General features: G+C 34.9%; 21 protein-coding genes and 1 rRNA gene. 1 reads left to right on the top strand and 21 read right to left on the bottom strand.

Annotation, left to right across the window (positions count from 1 at the left end; all coding sequences use genetic code 11):
- Window positions 1–57: 57 nt before the first annotated feature.
- From KFV12_RS12855 to metG, 11 genes are all read right to left on the bottom strand, one after another.
- On the bottom strand, window positions 58–1023 hold the full coding sequence (locus tag KFV12_RS12855) for a ribose-phosphate diphosphokinase (protein ID WP_096078144.1): 966 nt from the start codon (window positions 1021–1023) through the stop codon (window positions 58–60).
- A 90-nt stretch (window positions 1024–1113) separates the two neighbouring features.
- Window positions 1114–2472 (bottom strand): bifunctional UDP-N-acetylglucosamine diphosphorylase/glucosamine-1-phosphate N-acetyltransferase GlmU, encoded by a 1359-nt coding sequence (gene glmU / locus KFV12_RS12860; protein WP_240838467.1) that lies wholly within the window; start codon window positions 2470–2472, stop codon window positions 1114–1116.
- Window positions 2473–2629: 157 nt separating this feature from the next.
- Window positions 2630–3016, bottom strand: coding sequence for a septation regulator SpoVG (gene spoVG, locus KFV12_RS12865; RefSeq protein WP_099577274.1), 387 nt, complete (start codon window positions 3014–3016; stop codon window positions 2630–2632).
- A 37-nt stretch (window positions 3017–3053) separates the two neighbouring features.
- A complete protein-coding gene (locus KFV12_RS12870) occupies window positions 3054–3431 on the bottom strand; it encodes a RidA family protein (protein WP_111717418.1) in 378 nt (125 codons plus the stop codon).
- 15 nt (window positions 3432–3446) lie between these two features.
- Entirely contained in the window at window positions 3447–4274 is an 828-nt protein-coding gene (purR, locus tag KFV12_RS12875; protein WP_254256921.1) for a pur operon repressor, read from the bottom strand.
- A 61-nt stretch (window positions 4275–4335) separates the two neighbouring features.
- Window positions 4336–5187 (bottom strand): 4-(cytidine 5'-diphospho)-2-C-methyl-D-erythritol kinase, encoded by an 852-nt coding sequence (ispE, locus tag KFV12_RS12880; protein WP_111717420.1) that lies wholly within the window; start codon window positions 5185–5187, stop codon window positions 4336–4338.
- Between the two features lie 121 nt (window positions 5188–5308).
- Window positions 5309–5572 (bottom strand): biofilm formation stimulator Veg, encoded by a 264-nt coding sequence (veg, locus tag KFV12_RS12885; protein ID WP_096077819.1) that lies wholly within the window; start codon window positions 5570–5572, stop codon window positions 5309–5311.
- Window positions 5573–5670: 98 nt separating this feature from the next.
- On the bottom strand, window positions 5671–6561 hold the full coding sequence (gene rsmA / locus KFV12_RS12890; protein ID WP_302054719.1) for a 16S rRNA (adenine(1518)-N(6)/adenine(1519)-N(6))-dimethyltransferase RsmA: 891 nt from the start codon (window positions 6559–6561) through the stop codon (window positions 5671–5673).
- Window positions 6548–7111, bottom strand: a complete 564-nt coding sequence (rnmV, locus tag KFV12_RS12895; RefSeq protein ID WP_111717424.1) for a ribonuclease M5 — start codon at window positions 7109–7111, stop codon at window positions 6548–6550. The genes rsmA and rnmV overlap by 14 nt, the downstream gene beginning before the upstream one ends.
- Before the next feature lie 111 nt (window positions 7112–7222).
- Window positions 7223–7996 (bottom strand): TatD family hydrolase, encoded by a 774-nt coding sequence (locus tag KFV12_RS12900; protein ID WP_111717426.1) that lies wholly within the window; start codon window positions 7994–7996, stop codon window positions 7223–7225.
- A gap of 19 nt (window positions 7997–8015) precedes the next feature.
- Complete coding sequence (gene metG / locus KFV12_RS12905; RefSeq protein WP_111717428.1) at window positions 8016–9989, bottom strand: methionine--tRNA ligase; 1974 nt, start codon at window positions 9987–9989, stop codon at window positions 8016–8018.
- 303 nt (window positions 9990–10292) lie between these two features.
- On the opposite strand from metG, the gene abrB reads away from it, so the two are divergent.
- Window positions 10293–10568: a transition state genes transcriptional regulator AbrB gene (gene abrB, locus KFV12_RS12910; RefSeq protein WP_099577262.1), complete on the top strand. Its 276-nt coding sequence runs from the start codon at window positions 10293–10295 to the stop codon at window positions 10566–10568.
- 45 nt (window positions 10569–10613) lie between these two features.
- On the opposite strand, the gene rsmI is transcribed toward abrB, so the two are convergent.
- From rsmI to rrf, 10 genes are all read right to left on the bottom strand, one after another.
- Window positions 10614–11453 carry a 16S rRNA (cytidine(1402)-2'-O)-methyltransferase gene (rsmI, locus tag KFV12_RS12915; RefSeq protein ID WP_254256922.1) on the bottom strand — a complete coding sequence of 280 codons (840 nt, stop codon included), beginning with the start codon at window positions 11451–11453 and terminating at the stop codon, window positions 10614–10616.
- On the bottom strand, window positions 11450–11704 hold the full coding sequence (locus KFV12_RS12920; protein ID WP_111717432.1) for a GIY-YIG nuclease family protein: 255 nt from the start codon (window positions 11702–11704) through the stop codon (window positions 11450–11452). Before KFV12_RS12920 ends, rsmI begins: the two co-directional genes overlap by 4 nt.
- Window positions 11697–12425, bottom strand: a complete 729-nt coding sequence (locus KFV12_RS12925) for a tRNA1(Val) (adenine(37)-N6)-methyltransferase (RefSeq protein WP_254256923.1) — start codon at window positions 12423–12425, stop codon at window positions 11697–11699. The genes KFV12_RS12920 and KFV12_RS12925 overlap by 8 nt, the downstream gene beginning before the upstream one ends.
- Window positions 12426–12462: 37 nt before the next feature.
- A complete protein-coding gene (gene yabA, locus KFV12_RS12930) occupies window positions 12463–12795 on the bottom strand; it encodes a DNA replication initiation control protein YabA (RefSeq protein ID WP_254256924.1) in 333 nt (110 codons plus the stop codon).
- Window positions 12796–12805: 10 nt separating this feature from the next.
- Entirely contained in the window at window positions 12806–13606 is an 801-nt protein-coding gene (locus tag KFV12_RS12935) for a PSP1 domain-containing protein (protein WP_111717437.1), read from the bottom strand.
- The gene (locus KFV12_RS12940; protein WP_111717439.1) at window positions 13606–14526 is read right to left on the bottom strand and encodes a DNA polymerase III delta subunit-related protein; all 921 of its coding nucleotides are present in this window, start codon (window positions 14524–14526) and stop codon (window positions 13606–13608) included. The genes KFV12_RS12935 and KFV12_RS12940 overlap by 1 nt, the downstream gene beginning before the upstream one ends.
- Window positions 14527–14574: 48 nt before the next feature.
- Entirely contained in the window at window positions 14575–14904 is a 330-nt protein-coding gene (gene darA / locus KFV12_RS12945) for a cyclic di-AMP receptor DarA (RefSeq protein WP_099577248.1), read from the bottom strand.
- A gap of 34 nt (window positions 14905–14938) precedes the next feature.
- Window positions 14939–15553 carry a dTMP kinase gene (gene tmk, locus KFV12_RS12950; RefSeq protein WP_254256925.1) on the bottom strand — a complete coding sequence of 205 codons (615 nt, stop codon included), beginning with the start codon at window positions 15551–15553 and terminating at the stop codon, window positions 14939–14941.
- A gap of 9 nt (window positions 15554–15562) precedes the next feature.
- A complete protein-coding gene (locus KFV12_RS12955) occupies window positions 15563–16915 on the bottom strand; it encodes an Orn/Lys/Arg family decarboxylase (protein ID WP_254256926.1) in 1353 nt (450 codons plus the stop codon).
- Between the two features lie 195 nt (window positions 16916–17110).
- A 5S ribosomal RNA gene (rrf, locus tag KFV12_RS12960) occupies window positions 17111–17225 on the bottom strand.
- Window positions 17226–17241 lie beyond the last annotated feature (16 nt).

Raw genomic sequence — 17241 nt, forward strand, 5'->3', positions numbered from 1 at the left:
TTTTAAAGATTATAAAAAGACACAATGCTACGCATAAACATTGTGTCTAAAGCACTATTAATCAAATAAAATACTTACAGATTCTTGTTCATATACTCGAACAATCGCTTGTGCTAATAATTCACCAACTGATAACTGTTTAATTTTCGCTGGTTTATTTTCTTCAGGTAATAAAATAGAGTTTGTAACAACTAATTCTTTAATTGCTGAGTTTTCAATTCTCTCATAAGCAGGGCCTGATAATACAGGATGTGTACAACATGCATATACTTCTTTTGCACCTTTGTCGATTAACGCTTGAGCAGCTAATGTGATTGTACCTGCTGTATCGATGATGTCATCAATGATGATTGCAGTTTTCCCGTTAATGTCTCCAACGATATTCATTACTTCAGAAACATTTGGTTTCGGGCGACGTTTATCGATAATCGCAATCGGTGCTTTTAAGCGGTCTGCCATCTTACGCGCACGTGTCACTCCGCCATGGTCAGGTGAAACGATAACTAATGAATCTTTATCGATTTCTTCTTTCGCTTCAAAATAATCAGAAAGGATAGGTACACCCATTAAGTGGTCAATCGGTAAATCAAAGAAACCTTGAATTTGAGGCGCATGTAAATCTAAAGCAATAACGCGGTCTGCTCCTGCTTTTTCGATCATATCTGCAACTAATTTCGCAGTGATAGGCTCACGGCTACGTGCTTTACGGTCTTGACGTGCGTAACCATAATAAGGCATTACAACGTTAATTGTTACTGCTGAAGCACGTTTTAATGCATCAATCATGATTAATAATTCCATTAAATGTTCATTTACCGGATTAGATGTTGGTTGAACGATAAATACATCACATCCACGAATACTTTCTTCGATGTTGATCTGAACTTCTCCATCACTGAAACGTTTAACACTTGATTTCCCTAAAGGAATCCCTACCTCTTTAGCAATTTCTTCAGCTAAAGGCTGGTTAGCGTTTAAAGAAAAAATCTTTAAAGTTGTATTTCTGTATTCATTATTCATCATCATTTTGTAATGCCCCCATTTTAGATATCGTATTATTTATCGCTTTCTGTATATGAAATAACTTTACTATGACCTTAATATTATACATTACTATGCTTTATCGTAGTAGCCTTCTTTTGTAGTTTGTCTTGCACGTCCTAATGCCAGACTTTTATTTGGCACATCATCTGTAATGGTAGAACCTGCAGCTACAAAAGATTCATCTCCTATATGAACTGGCGCTACAAGATTTGAATTACATCCGATAAACGAATCTTTACCAACAACAGTTTTAAACTTATTTTTGCCATCATAATTTACAGTAATCGCACCACAACCAACGTTAGTACGTGCACCGATTTCAGCATCACCAATATAGCTTAAATGTGAAACTTTCGCTTCATCTTCTAATTTAGATTTTTTAATTTCTACGAAGTTACCAATCTTAACTTCTTTACCGACATCACTACCTGGACGAAGTTGTGCAAATGGTCCAATTGCTGTTCTTTCATCAACAAATGATTCTGAAATATATGATTGTTTTACAGTAACATTATCTTTTATTTCACTATTCTCAATCGTAGTGTGTGCAGTAATTACTACGCCTTCACCAATTTTAGTGTTCCCTTTTAACATAACACCGGGCTCAATAACAGTATCCGCTCCGATTTCAACATCTTTATCAATATACGTTGTCAGCGGATCAATAATTGTCACACCATTCATCATGTGCATTTTATTAATACGTAAACGCATCGTTTGTTCAGCAATCGATAAATTATAGCGATCATTTATACCTAACGTTTCACTGAAATCTTCAGTAACAAACGCTTCTACAAGTTCACCTTGTGCGCGTAATAATTTAATCACATCAGGTAAATAATACTCACCTTGTGCATTATCATTATCAACTTGCTTTAATAATTCGAATAATAATTTATTATCAAAACAGAAAGTACCAGAACTAATTTCATTGACTAATTTTTCTTCAATGTTAGCATCCTTTTCTTCAACAATACGTTCTACACTACCGTGTTCGTCACGAATAATACGTCCATATCCGAACGGTGTATTCGTTTTAGCTGAAAGAATCGTTGCTTTTGCACCAGTTGTTTCGTGATGTGCTACAAAGCCTTGAATTGTTTCTTCTGAAATTAAAGGTGTGTCTCCACAAATTACAATTGTCGTACCTTCTTTATCTGCTAAATGCTCAGCAGCCATTTGAACGGCATGTGCAGTTCCTAACTGTTCTGTCTGCATACTAAATTGAGATTGATCTGCCAAAGCTCGCTTTACATCTTCAGCGCCATATCCAACGATTGTAACGATATCTGTTACACCTGCCGCTTTAATATTATCTATTACATGCTGTACCATTGGTTTACCACAGACAGGATGTAATACTTTATGCAGTTTTGACTTCATTCGTGTCCCTTTTCCTGCAGCTAAAATAACAGCTTGTTTTGTCATATATATTATCCCCCAGTAAAACATTTTTTTATAAGCTATGCGATGTGTAATCTGCTCAGTTATTTTTATTTTAACATACATTATGTATATTTCGATAAACAAAAAAGCGCGCCTGATAATTTGTTATCAGACACGCTTATTCACTATTTCATTTCAATTATTTTAAATCTTCTTCAACTGTCGTTTGTGAATCAGATTCTACTAAATTAGGTGCTGCTTCACTTGTAGCATCTTCAGCAGTATCCACGTCGTCGTTATGATTATTCTTTCCTAATTCACTTGGATCAATCGCTTCAGTTTCGTCATATACTTTCATGACTGCAGCCTGAATTTCTTGACGCATTTCGCTATTAATTGGATGGGCGATGTCACGGAATTCGCCATCTGCAGTACGTTTACTCGGCATTGCCACGAATAATCCGTTGTTCCCTTCAATAACGCGTAAATCATGAATAACAAATGCCTCATCCAGCGTAATTGATACCAATGCTTTCATTCTACTGTCCGTAGCTAATTTTCTCATTCTAACATCTGTGACTTTCATCTTAGATAGCCTCCTATATAAAATGTAAGTTAAAAATCTACTTAACTTTTAGAGCTACCGCTTCAATCTCAACTTTCACATCTTTAGGAAGACGACTCACTTCAACACAACTTCTTGCAGGAAGGTGCGCATTGAAATATTCGCCATATACTTCATTGATGATTGGGAAGTCATTCATATCACTAATAAAAATCATTGTTTTTACTACTGAATTTAAATTCGATCCGCTTTCTTCTAATACAGCTGATAAGTTTTCTAATACTTGCTTCGTTTGCTCTGCAACGTCATCACCTATTACTTCACCATCTAAAGTCAGTGGAATTTGTCCACTTGTATAAACCATATTGTTAACTACAACAGCGTGGCTGTATGGTCCAATTGCTGCCGGTGCATTTTTTGTGAAAATAGATTTCATGATGATATCTCCTTTTTATTTCGAAAATTTTTCTAAGCAATTACCTTTTTCAACTGTAAAAGATTGATTATATTCATCTACGTCGGATAATTTCACTAAAGAGGTATAGTCTTGAATCAAGCGATTTTTAACTTCTTTTGATTCTACTAAGACTGTTACCCCTTTAACAGTGGCTTTAAACTCATTCATTAAATTCATAACACCTGTAATTGATCCACCCGCACGCATAAAATCATCTACAATTAAAACTTTTGAACCTTCAGGTAATGTCCTTTTTGATAATACCATTGTTTCAATTTTTCGTGAAGAACCTGAAACATAATTTATCGAAACCGTTGATCCTTCTGTGACCTTATTGTCTTTTCGAATAACGACAACAGGCAGATTAAGTATACTTGCAACCGCATTTGCTAATGAAATACCTTTCGTTGCAATCGTTACGACAGCATCTAACTCTTCATCCATATACATCGTTGCGATGAGCTTTCCAACTTGATTTAATAAACTAGGTGTCCCTACAACATCGGACATGAAAAGATAGCCACCCGGCAGCAATCGTTCTTTCTCCTGCAGCATTTCACACAACTGAGAAATCAATTGATCGACTTCTTTATAAAACATCTTATGCTTAAACGTTACACCACCACTTGCTCCTGCAGTCGTAGTGATTGTTCCAATTTCTTCTTTGATAAAAGTATCTTTAATGATTTGTACATCTTCACTGATTGAAGACTTTGCCTGACCGAATTTATCTACAAAATACGTCAACGGTACAAGCTCATTAGGATGACTCAACAAGTAACTTGTCATATAAACGATTCTTTCACTTCTTTTAAACTTCATTAAAATCCCTCTTTACGCATATTATACGTTAAATATACCATAAATGTTCGGGAATTTATATTCATCCTAACATGCGCACCATATATACTTCTTTACAACAACCTTTAAGCGCATTGACTACACTCTTTGCCTGACGTTCTTTCGCTGCTAACCCGTAAACTGTTGGACCGCTGCCACTCATCATCGCTATATCTGCGCCAGCTTTCATCATCGTGTCTTTTAATGTCTGGATAATCGGATGCATTTCAATAGTGACGGATTCTAAACGATTTCCTAAATGACGAATCATTTCGTTATAATCACCATTCTCAATTGCTTCAGCACAAGCCTTACTATCAATTTTTGCGTGAGGTTTTGTTAAATCAAGCGCAGTATACACCTCTTGTGTAGAAACGCTAATATCAGGTTTTGCTAAGATGACCCAGCAAGCAGGCGGTTTAGGTAAATGTTGCAACTGCTCACCACGGCCTGTGCAAAGACTCGTCTTTCCATGCACACAGAATGAAATATCTGAACCGATTTCAGCAGCATGTTCTGCCAATGTATCAAGCGATAATCCTAATTCAAACAATCTATTCATACCGCGAAACGTCGCTGCTGCATCGCTTGATCCACCCGCAAGACCGGCTGCTATCGGGATTGTCTTATCCAATGTGATTGTCACCCCGCAATCCAGATTATAGCGCTCCATCATAATCTTTGCTGCTTTATATGCTAAGTTACGGTTATCATTCGGTACATATAAGTGTTCAACTTTTAATACGATTTGCTTGTCTTTACGTTTCTCTAAAGTCAAACGATCATATAAATCTACTGTTGTCATAATCATCTCTACTTCATGATATCCATCTTCTCGTTTATATAAAGTGTCTAATGTCAAATTGATTTTTGCTGATGCATTTTCATAAATCATAATAATTCCTCACTCATAGTTTTTAATATTATATTATTTTATCACAACTCACGTTATACCATTTCATGAAATGCAAAATAAAAAAATTAAAACCTATTCCATATGGAATAGGTTTTAATTTTTATTGAACAAGAAATTCTTCTTGCTGATCATTTACAAATGTTACTTGTACGTTTTCTGTCAATACGTCGGTATATGTATATGACACACGCTCAAAATTATGTTTATCTTGGTCTAATTCAACCACGAAAACTGATGGATAAGTTTCTTTAAGCACACCGCGGCGCTCAATTAACTTTTTACGTCCTCCATTAGCTCTTAGTACAATCTGATTTCCTAACTGACAATCAAGAATTTTTTTGATGTCTACTAATGTTTTTGGCATAGAAACCCACCTCACTATGCCTTAAATTATAACACTTTGCATATAAATAGTCAATAAAATTTTTAATTTTATCAATTTAAATTACGCTTGTCAATATTTTATATCACTATTTGTGGGTAATTTTTTATATTATTTGCAAGTCGTGCAAATTCTTCGAGCGACAAACTTTCTCCTCTACGACTTGGAGCAATGTTACTCTCTTCTAGCCATGCGATAATGTCGTCTTTATATTCCTTACTATTTGGAAACAGACTCATATAATTATTTAATATCGTCTTTCTACGTTGTACAAATGCACCTCTCGTTAATTTAAAATACAACTTTTCGTCATCCACTTTAACGCGTGGTTCTGGTAATGTCGTTAACTTCACTACAAGTGAATCAACATTAGGTGGTGGCATGAATACTCCTTTAGGAACAATCATGACACGTTTCACATCTGTATAATATTGAATCGCAATAGATAAAGAACCATATGCCTTTGTTGACGGTCCTGCTGTTAAACGCTCTCCCACTTCTTTTTGCATCATCACAACGTAACTGTTAATCGGTAAATGCTGTTCTAATAACCCCATCAAAATAGGCGTCGTAATATAATACGGTAAGTTGGCGACGACAAAGATATCGTCACAATCAGATAAATGTTCATCAATCGCTGCTTTTACATTTGCCTTTAATATATCTTCATTAATCACTGTAACATTGTCGTATGAACTTAATGTATCCCCTAAAATTGGAATCAGACGCTGGTCAATTTCAAACGCTAATACGCGTTTAGCCTTTCGCGCAAGTTGTTCTGTTAAAGAACCCATACCAGGACCTATTTCAATAACACCACACGTCTCATCAATCCCTGCAGCATCAATAATATTACGAATAACATTTGGATCGACTAAGAAGTTCTGCCCTAAACTTTTCTTAAATTTAAAGCCATATTTATTTAACAATTCCCTCGTACGCGTTGGTGTTGCAATATCATTCATTTCCATTGAAATTCTCCTTATTATCTAAATTCATAGCATCTAACACGTCCGCTTCAGTAATGCCAAATGCATTTAATCTATGAAATAATTGCTTACCATTACAATAACCAATTCTTAAACTTTTGCACAAGTCTTTACGCTTCGATGCCGCTTGAGGGCCAATTATTAACCCTAAATCAATAAGCAAAGCTTTTGATACCGTTTCTGAATCATGCTCAAACGGTGAAGAAACACTTAATAATGCATCACGAATTGCTTCAACCGGTGCATGCTCAATACCAACTTTACCACGCTTATTACATGCAATATCCGCATCGATAAACGCATGTTTCACCGTTGGTACACGCTGTTCAATGGATTTTCTAATCTTATTTCCCGGGTAATCAGGATCCGTTAACACAATGACACCACGCACCTCAGCAGCGTGTTGTATCGCTTCAATTGTTTCATCATTGAGGGCAGAACCATTCGTTTCAATCGTATCGCACTCAACTGCCATCTTTACTCGCGTTGTATCGTCCTTACCTTCTACGACAATCATTTCATTTATTTTCATATCAATCTTTCCTTTTTACTTATCTATATACAATATTACAATTATACTTGTTATTTTAAAAATGGATAGAATTATTTATAGTAAAAAATAAGCAGAGACAAATGTCCCTACTTATTTTCCTAATCCACCAAACAGCTGTTCTGCATTTTTCGTGGTTTGTTCCGCGACTTCTTCATAAGTAATGCCTCTTAGTGCAGCAATCTCTTCTGCCACTAGTTTCACGTGCATCGGTTCATTACGTTTACCACGATACGGATGTGGTGTTAAATATGGCGCGTCTGTTTCCACGATTAACTTATCTAATGGCACATGCTGCGCTACTGCTTTCGGTTGCTTTGCATTTTTAAACGTTACTGGTCCACCTAAAGAGATGATAAAGTTTAATTTCAACACTTCATCACATGTTTCAGGGCTACCACTAAAGCTGTGCATCACGCCTCCAACTTCATGCGCATTTTCTGACTTTAAGATTTCAATTACGTCTGCGGTTGCTTCTCGGTTGTGAATTACAATCGGTAAATTTACTTCTTTAGCCAGTTTAATCTGGCGTTTAAACACTTCTTTTTGGACATCTTTCGGTGATTTATCCCAGTGATAATCGAGCCCCATTTCACCGATAGCAACAATTTTTGGATGTTTAGAAAGTTCTTTAATCCATTCATAATATTCATCAGTGAAATCAATCGCATCCACTGGATGCCAGCCGATTACACCAAATACAAATTCATATTGATCAATGAGCTTCATCGTGCGTTTAATTGTTACTTCATCAAATCCAACGACGATCATACGGTCTATTCCGTTTTCTCGTGCTCTATCTATAACTTCCTGTAAATCTTCTTCGTACTGATCTGCGTTTAAATGAACGTGTGTATCTATTAACACAGTATCACTCCTCGTGTTTTTATTTTACGATTGAGCCGTTCTCAATTGCATTTGGTACGCTGACTAATGTTAATGCACCATCTTTTTCTGCTGACAAAATCATTCCTTCTGATTTCTCTCCACGTAATTCTACCGGTTTTAAGTTTGTCACAACAATTACTTTTTTACCGATAATGTCTTCTGGTTTATAGAATTCAGCTATACCGGAGACGATTTGGCGTTGTTCATTACCTAAATCTACCTGGATTTTTAATAATTTTTTCGCTTTTTTCACGTAATCCGCGTCAATGATAGTAGCTGTTTTTAATTCTACTTCATTAAATGTATCAATTGTAATCTCCGGCTTAGCAGGTACTTCTTCTTTTTCCTCTTCTGCTGGTGCAGGCGGTTGCATCGTACTCTTAATAAATTCTACTTCAGCTGCTGTATCTAAACGCGGGAAGATTGGTGTTGCTTTCTCAACCACTTTTAAGTCTTTAATCTTACCGTATGCATCAAGACTCGCAAATTCAAATAATGTTGGATCCTGAATATTTAACTGATTAAAGATTTTTGTCGGCGCTTCTGTTAAGAATGGGCGTAACAATACGCTCGCAAAACGAATATTCTCAACTAAGTGATACATTACGCTTTCTAATAATTCTTTTTGTGCTTCATCTTTGATTAAAATCCACGGTGTTGTTTCATCGATATATTTATTTGTTCTTGAAATCAGCTTCCATACTTCTTGTAACGCTACTGAATATTGTAAGTTCTCCATAGCAGCATCGTATTTCGCTTTCGTTTCAAGTGCTAACGCTTCAATTTCAGCATCTACTTCATGCATTTGACCTTTGTAGCCAGAAAGATTGCCATCAAAATATTTATTGATCATCGCAATCGTACGGTTAACTAAGTTACCTAAGTCATTTGCAAGGTCAAAGTTTGTACGATCAACGAAAGCTTCAGGCGTAAACACTCCATCTGAACCAAATGGTAACTCACGCATTAAGTAGTATCGCACTGCGTCTAAACCGTAACGATCAATTAGGATATGCGGATCTACCACATTCCCTTTAGACTTACTCATCTTACCGTCTTTCATCAAGATCCAGCCGTGAGCAAATACTTTCTTCGGTAATGGTAAATCTAAAGCCATGAGTAAAACTGGCCATATAATTGTATGGAAACGAACAATTTCTTTCGCCATAATATGGACATCAGCTGGCCAGTATTTCTTAAATTCTGTATCATCTTCTGAAAGGTAACCTAAAGCAGAGATATAGTTTGTTAATGCATCAATCCAAACATATACAACATGTTTCGGATTAGACGGAACTTTTATCCCCCAGTCAAAAGATGTACGAGAAACAGCTAAATCTTCTAACCCTGGTTTAATAAAGTTATTTAACATTTCATTTTTTCGAGAAACAGGTTGAATGAAGTCAGGATGATCTTCATAATATTGTACTAAACGATCAGCATATTTACTCAATCTAAAGAAATAACTTTCTTCTTTCACAAGTTGAACCGGGTGTCCTGAATCCGGACTTTTCCCTCCAACGATTTTATCGCCTTCCATAATAGGATCAACAAGTTGCGTTTCAGTGTAGAATGTTTCGTCTGGCACTGAATACCATCCTTCATATTCACCTAAATAAATATCATCTTGTGCTAATAATTTTTCGAATACTTTTTCGACAACAAGTTTATGACGCGTTTCAGTCGTTCTAATAAAATCATCGTTTGAAATATCAAGCTTTTTCCATAATGCCTGAATGTCTTTAATGATTTCATCTAAATATTCTATTTCAGATTTACCGGCAGCAAGTGCTTTCTCCTGAATCTTTTGGCCATGTTCATCTGTACCTGTTAAATACTTAACATCGTAACCTTGCATTCTTTTGTAACGCGCGATAGCGTCACCTGCTACTGTTGAATATGCATGTCCAATATGTAATTTACCGCTTGGATAATATATAGGCGTTGTTATATAAAAAGTATCGTTCGTCATGTTCGTCCTCCTAGTGCTATTTATCCTTTAAATATACAGAAGTTTTCGTTATTTTTCAATATGACTAATCTTTACAATTCGACAAGTAAAATTATTAATATATTGTAAAATCAAGTAAAGTTCTCAAATTCTGAATATTACATAACATTACTAAACCATTACAAATAAAGATTTTAATCATATATCGTTGACAATGTAAAAATACGGTAGTACACTCTTATTAAGACAAATGTCGAAAACACTTATTAATTTTGTCGAATTTACTAAAATTACTACAAAAACAATTTTTGGAGGAAATATATTATGAAATCTACTGGTATCGTAAGAAAAGTTGATGAATTAGGACGTGTAGTTATTCCAATCGAATTACGTCGTATTTTAGACATCGCTGAAAAAGACGCTTTAGAAATCTATACTGATGCAGATAAAATTATCTTAAAAAAATATAAACCAAGCATGACTTGTGCTGTAACTGGTGATGTTTCTGAAGATAACTATTTATTAGCAGGTGGTAAATTAGTATTATCTAAAGAAGGCGTAGAACAAATCTTAAAAGAGATCGAAGCTAAAGATAAATAAGATATAAAAATAAAAAGGTTCGAGTCCAAATGGACTCGAACCTTTTTATTTTTTATCGACATGATACATTTGATACACTTCGTTCTTCTTCATTTCTCTATCTAAAGCAACTTGTTTAATCGCCTCTTTATTTCGTAATCCTTCTTTAACATAGTGATGGACGTGATCTTCAACCGTCATTTCTGACCACCAGTTCACATTATTTTCGCCTGTGCTGCCTTCAATTATAAGAACAAACTCACCTTTAAGATTAATATCTTTGTCCAGTCGTTCTAATAGATACAACACTGAATCCGTTTCAACTTGCTCAAATTTCTTAGTCAGTTCACGTGCAATGGATATTTTACGTGTACCGTCTATTTTTGCAATCATTTCTAATGTATGTTTCACACGAAACGGTGATTCGTAGATTATGATGGTGTGAGGTAAAGCCATAAGCGATACAAGTCGCTCTTTCTTTTCATTATCTTTGCGAGGTAAAAAACCATCAAATAAAAATGAATAAGAGCTAATACCACTTGTCATTAAAGCTGTAAGTGCGGCATTAGCACCTGGCACTGTTTCAACTTTAATACCTTTCTCACGTGCCACAACAACCAGTTCATATCCCGGATCACTTATAAGGGGAAGTCCTGCATCAGAAACCAATGCGATACGGTTTCCTTCTAACAATAAATCGATAATATAATCTGTCACCTGTTCTTTATTGTGCTCATGGTAGCTTTTTAATGGTGTATCAATATCATAATGCATAACGAGTTTTTTAGTCACCCTTGTGTCTTCACATAAAATGATATCCGCTTCTTTTAACATTCTTACCGCTCTAAATGTAATATCTTCTAAATTGCCGATTGGTGTACCTACTAAATATAAGATACCGCTCATAAGGTACCTCCCTGTATTAATTTAATCTTTTGTGAACGTGTTAATTGTTTAATCGCATACTCTCTTTGCATTGCTGCACTTTTCGTTTCAAAACTTTCTTCGTATACGCGTTTCACCGGTAATCTTACTCTTGTATACTTTGCACCTCTGCCTTCGTTATGGGTATGGAGTCTTTTCTCCAGGTCATTTGTATAGCCTGTATACAGTGTACCATCACTACATTCTAATATATAAATATAATGACTACCCATAATAAACCTCATTCATCGATTTAGAATAAGTACCATCCGTATCATAAATATAAAACGGCGGCATAACCTTCACATCTGGTTTACCACCTTTTATACCAACGACAACAACTGTAATCGCATCGGGTTTAGTAGGTGATGAATAGATAGGATAAATAACTTTAGGTTCAATGCCAACTGTTCTCATATCAGAAAGCACATCAATCAACCGATCAGCACGTTGAACAACAATCATTTTTCCTCTTTGCTTCAGTAAATGGTTTGCAGACTGGACGCAATCTAAAAATGTACAAAGCACTTCAGTTCGAGCAATACGATGAGCTTCCTTTAAATGCTGATACTCCTGATTTGCTCTAAAGTAAGGAGGATTACATGTTACAACATCAAATTGACTGGGTATAAAATTTTGTTTCACGCACTTTATGTCCATCTCGTGCATACAAATCTGTTCTTCCAGTTTGTTATATTGAACAGATCGCCTTGCCATATCCACAAGTTGTGACTGAATTTCGATTGCTTCTATCGGCATGTTTGTACGATGAGATAATAATAAAGGAATAATGCCATTCCCTGAACAAATATCTATCACTTTGTCTTTTTTCTTTAAAGGCGTAAGGTGTGCAAGTAGCAGTGCATCTGTTGAAAAAGAAAACACATCATCATTTTGAATGATGGATAAATTTTCTTTAATTAATTGATCAAATCTTTCATTTTCTAACAACATCATAATTCCTCCAATAAAAAAAGGCTTACGCCTCTTTTTATTCTTTATCAGATAGTAAGCTTAAACAAAAAATACAGTCGCCACCACCACGGTGTTTGCCAAATAAATCTGTCGGACAAATATGAAAGCCTTCTGCGTAAAGCATCGCTAAATTATCTTTACTTTGAAGAACTTTATTATTCTTTTTAGGTTCCTCTTCTTCTTTAGGTACCTGAATGAAACGTTGCAAATTATCATTTTCTAACTTTAAAGCAACATTTTCTTCGACTAAAGCAACTGTCAGTTCTTTTAATGTTTCATAACTATCATTTATATTAATGATTTGTTTCTCCAGCTTAGTTAAAGCATTGAATAATTCATCGCGGTTCATGATAAACCTCCTAAACTTGTACCTCGTCGATATGATAAACGATTGGTGTTTCCATACTCTTTAATTTTACTTGCATCGTCACATCTAATATATTTAAACCGATAACACGACCAGGTCCTTCAGGTGTTTGAATTTCTTCCCCAATATCAGGTAATCTTCTTCTTGTTTCTTCGTAATAATCATTTTCGTATTTCAAACAACACATTAAACGACCACATGCACCTGAAATTTTAGTAGGATTTAATGATAAATTCTGATCTTTTGCCATTTTTATCGATACGGGTTCAAAATCACCTAAATAAGTTGCACAGCATAAACTACGACCGCAAGGACCAATGCCGCCTAGAATCTTCGCTTCATCTCTTACACCGATTTGACGTAATTCAATGCGTGTTTTTAGATCATAGGCTAAACTTTTAACTAATTCACGAAAATCTACACGCTCATTAGCAGTAAAGTTAAAAATAATCTTTGCTTTATCTAATGTATAAGTTGCATTTACTAAGCGCATATCGAGTTCATGATTTTTAACGTGTTGTTTACATAGCTCTAATGCACGGTCAGCGTCTAACATATTTTGTTCATACTTTAAAATATCATTTTCTGTTGCTTTACGACTAATCATTGGTACCGGCATCACTACGTCTTCAATCGGCACTTCTTTATTTGGAATAATAACACGGGCAAGTTCAACGCCACGCTTTTTATTATCAATTACTACTAATTCATTGACTGAAAATTGTTCATCACCAGGTTGATAATATTCTGTCTTACCTGATTTCTGAAATTTCACACCTATTATTTCTATCATTATTTCACCTCATTGAGCATTTGAATCGCTAAAGCTTCATACACTAATGTTATATTAACATATTGTAACAATTGCTGTTTCGCTGTAAGTGTATGGTCTATCATTGCTAAACATTTATCAATTGTCAGTAGATTTGCCTGCTGTTGAATATGTTCTTCCATTTCAGGATAACTTACTACATTATCACCAATGAGTACATACATCAAATCCTGTAGATACAGTTGAATCATGTCTATTCCCATCAATTGTTTCTCTCGCGAATCGAGTGTATCCAAAATGTTGACAATTTGAATTAATCCCATTGTATCACTGTTTAGTAAAGTTTGGCACCACTTAATTATTACACCCTTTAAATCATTAAATTGTTGTGTCTCATACCATTCCACTGCTTCTTCTTTACTTAAGTTAAGAGCATTCATCGTCGCCAGAACAGATTTTGGAATATCCAGATCACTATGCTTGGTCAAATCATCTTCACTAGCTTGTATAAAGATATGCTGACATCTTGAATGGATGGTCGGTAAGATGGATTTTGGTGCAGTTGTTACTAATATTGCTACAGTATTTACTGGGGGTTCCTCTAAAAATTTTAATATACTATTTTCACCTTGCACCGTTACTTTATCGAAATCCATAATAATATAGACTTTATGTGTGCCTTCAATCGGTTTTTGATTCATACGATGTAACAAATCTTCTATTAACTCTTTTTTTATCGTGGCTTCACTTGTTTCTAGAAGAATGAAATCCGCGTGATTTAAATTCTGAACGCGACTTTGACATATATCATTATTACTACAAAGTATTTGTGCCGCAAAACGCATTGCTTCATCTTTTAACTGGCCTCTATTTTGTCCATCAAACAAATATGCATGACTTAATTTATTATTATCGATAAGATGCTGCAGTTGCTTAAGCATTCAATCTACTCCTTTATATAATCAAAAAGCTGCACATGGCAGCTTATGTTAGAACTGATGAAATTGTTCAATCGGCATTACAAAGACTGTTGCGCCACCAACTTCGACTTCAACTGGATATGGAATATAAGCATCCGCATTGCCACCCATTGGCGTCACAGGTGTAACAACTTGTTCTCGGTTACCACAAGTACCATTGATTAAAGTTAATAGTTCATTTACACGTTCATCTTCCACACCACATAGAAATGTCGTATTACCAGCCCTTAAAAATCCGCCAGTAGAAGCGAGTTTTGTTGTTCTAAAATTATTTTTAGTAAGTACATCAGATAGACTTTGACTGTCCTGATCTTGTACAATTGCAATTATCATTTTCATATGAAACACCTCTTATCATCAATTATATCACAAACTAGTTAATGCTCTTATTAATTGCTTCTAAACAATCATTAACTACTTCCAACAAAGGTTTCGAAGCATCGATCAATTTAATTCTCTCTGGATGTAAATGAAGTAATTCATCATATCCTTTTACAACACGTTGGTGGAAATCAATCTGTTCTTTGTCTAATCGGTTTGTTTCACGTGAATTATCTTTAATACGTAATAAACCAATTTCAGGTTCAACACGCAAATATAACGTTAAATCCGGATATTTACCTTCAATCGCAAATTCATTGATAGCACGAATTTCATCAACCCCGATACCGCGCGCATAACCTTGGTAGGCTAATGAACTATCAATAAAACGGTCACACAATACAATCTTACCCATTTGAAGTGCTGGTAATACTTTTTCTACAAGATGTTGTCTACGGCTTGCAGCAAACAATAACGCCTCTGTTCTGTAATCCATTGCACTCGCATCATCTAAAATGATATTACGGATATCTTCACTAATTTTTATACCACCAGGTTCTCTCGTAGTAACTACTTCAAAATCGTTACTTAATTCATTCGCTAATGCTTTAATAACCGTACTTTTACCTGAACCTTCCGGACCTTCAATTGTAATAAAATAACTCATTATTTACTCCTACTCCCACACACGAATTTTATAATCATAGATACCATGTATTTTTCCACCATCAGAAATAAATGATTTTACATGTTGAACATGCACCTCCGTAATCATTTCTCCCTCTAATATGTAAGGAATACCTGGAGGATACGGAATAATATGTTCTGCACATACACGACCTATACTTTCATCTAACGTTATATTGATAATATTATTTGAAGTTTGGGCAATATAACTTCCATCTAATTGATTATATAACATCTCACTTTTAACTTCATTACTATCTCTGTTACTATCTAATTTTATATTATTTATTCTATCAATCAAGAACTCAAATAAATAACGATCATTCTCATGCCATAATGGCAATACACATAATACAAACTTTTCATTACTCAACTCAGTAAATATACCGTATCTCTCTAATAAATGCGCTAATTCTATACCACTATAATGCTCGTGCATCAACATTATCTTCAGTGGATCCTCCGCTTCTATAACATCAAAGACTTTGCGCAGTGCTTTTAGTAATGTCGTTCTACGCTTAAAAAATAATCTATCTTTATAATGCTTATAAAAGGTATCTGCGTGTTCTAAACCTAACATTAGCATATACGAAGGACTAGAAGATTGTAGTATCGAAAGTAAATGATTTATCTGGTGTTTTATATCTTCAGGAATAGCATGATTTATATGAATAACTGAACTCATTGTAAATGCAGGTAATGTCTTATGATAAGACTGTACTACGAAATCAGCTGCGTATTTTAATGAACTTACAGGAAAATGCTCTGAAATATTAAAATGCGCGCCATGCGCTTCATCAATTAATACAGGAATATGATAACGATGAAAATACTCAATTGCCGCTTTAATATCATATGTTTCACCAAAATAATTAGGATATGTTAATACCGCTAATTTAATATGAGGCAACACATCTTTATCAATAGCTCCTATATCAATTCCACTATACTCTTTTGTAGTATATGAAACATTTGTCGGTAAAATATATGCGCTACCTTTTCCCAATGCAATCGCATTATAAATTGATTTGTGCGCATTTCTCATAATAGCAACACTCGGAACTTCACCAGCCTCTATAAAGGAAAGAATCACTGCCAGTAAACCAACAGTTGTACCGTTTACTAAAAAACGTGAATCATATCCCTCTTTGTCAATCGATAATTGACTATTCTTTATAATATCATCAGGATGATGATAATCATCCATACCTGAAATTTCTGTAACATCGTATTTTAATTCTAAGTTATCAAGATGTCCTATCGTTTGATAATGGTGACCAGGAACATGCAGTGAAATTGGAATTTGTTTAAAATGTTCAATCATAGCATTATACATTTTCATAGAAAGAACTCCTTTAATTTTACAAATCATTTCTATATGTTAAACATTTTCATTACTTCTATCTATTATTGTACCAACATTTTTAAAACTAAGTATCTAATAATAAAAACACTTAAAAAAATGCAAAAAAAAGAGACCTTAACAGGTCACTCGTTTGCGGCTCATCGCATCCATTTAAGGTATTACTATAAATCTGCCCGGCAACGTCCTACTCTCGCGGATCGTAAGACCAACTACCATCGGCGCTAGAGAGCTTAACTTCTGTGTTCGGTATGGGAACAGGTGTGACCTCTCTGCCATCGTCACCAGACAAAGTATATTAAAGG

It is taken from the genome of Macrococcus epidermidis (genome assembly GCF_024205965.1).
GTDB lineage: Bacteria > Bacillota > Bacilli > Staphylococcales > Staphylococcaceae > Macrococcoides > Macrococcoides epidermidis.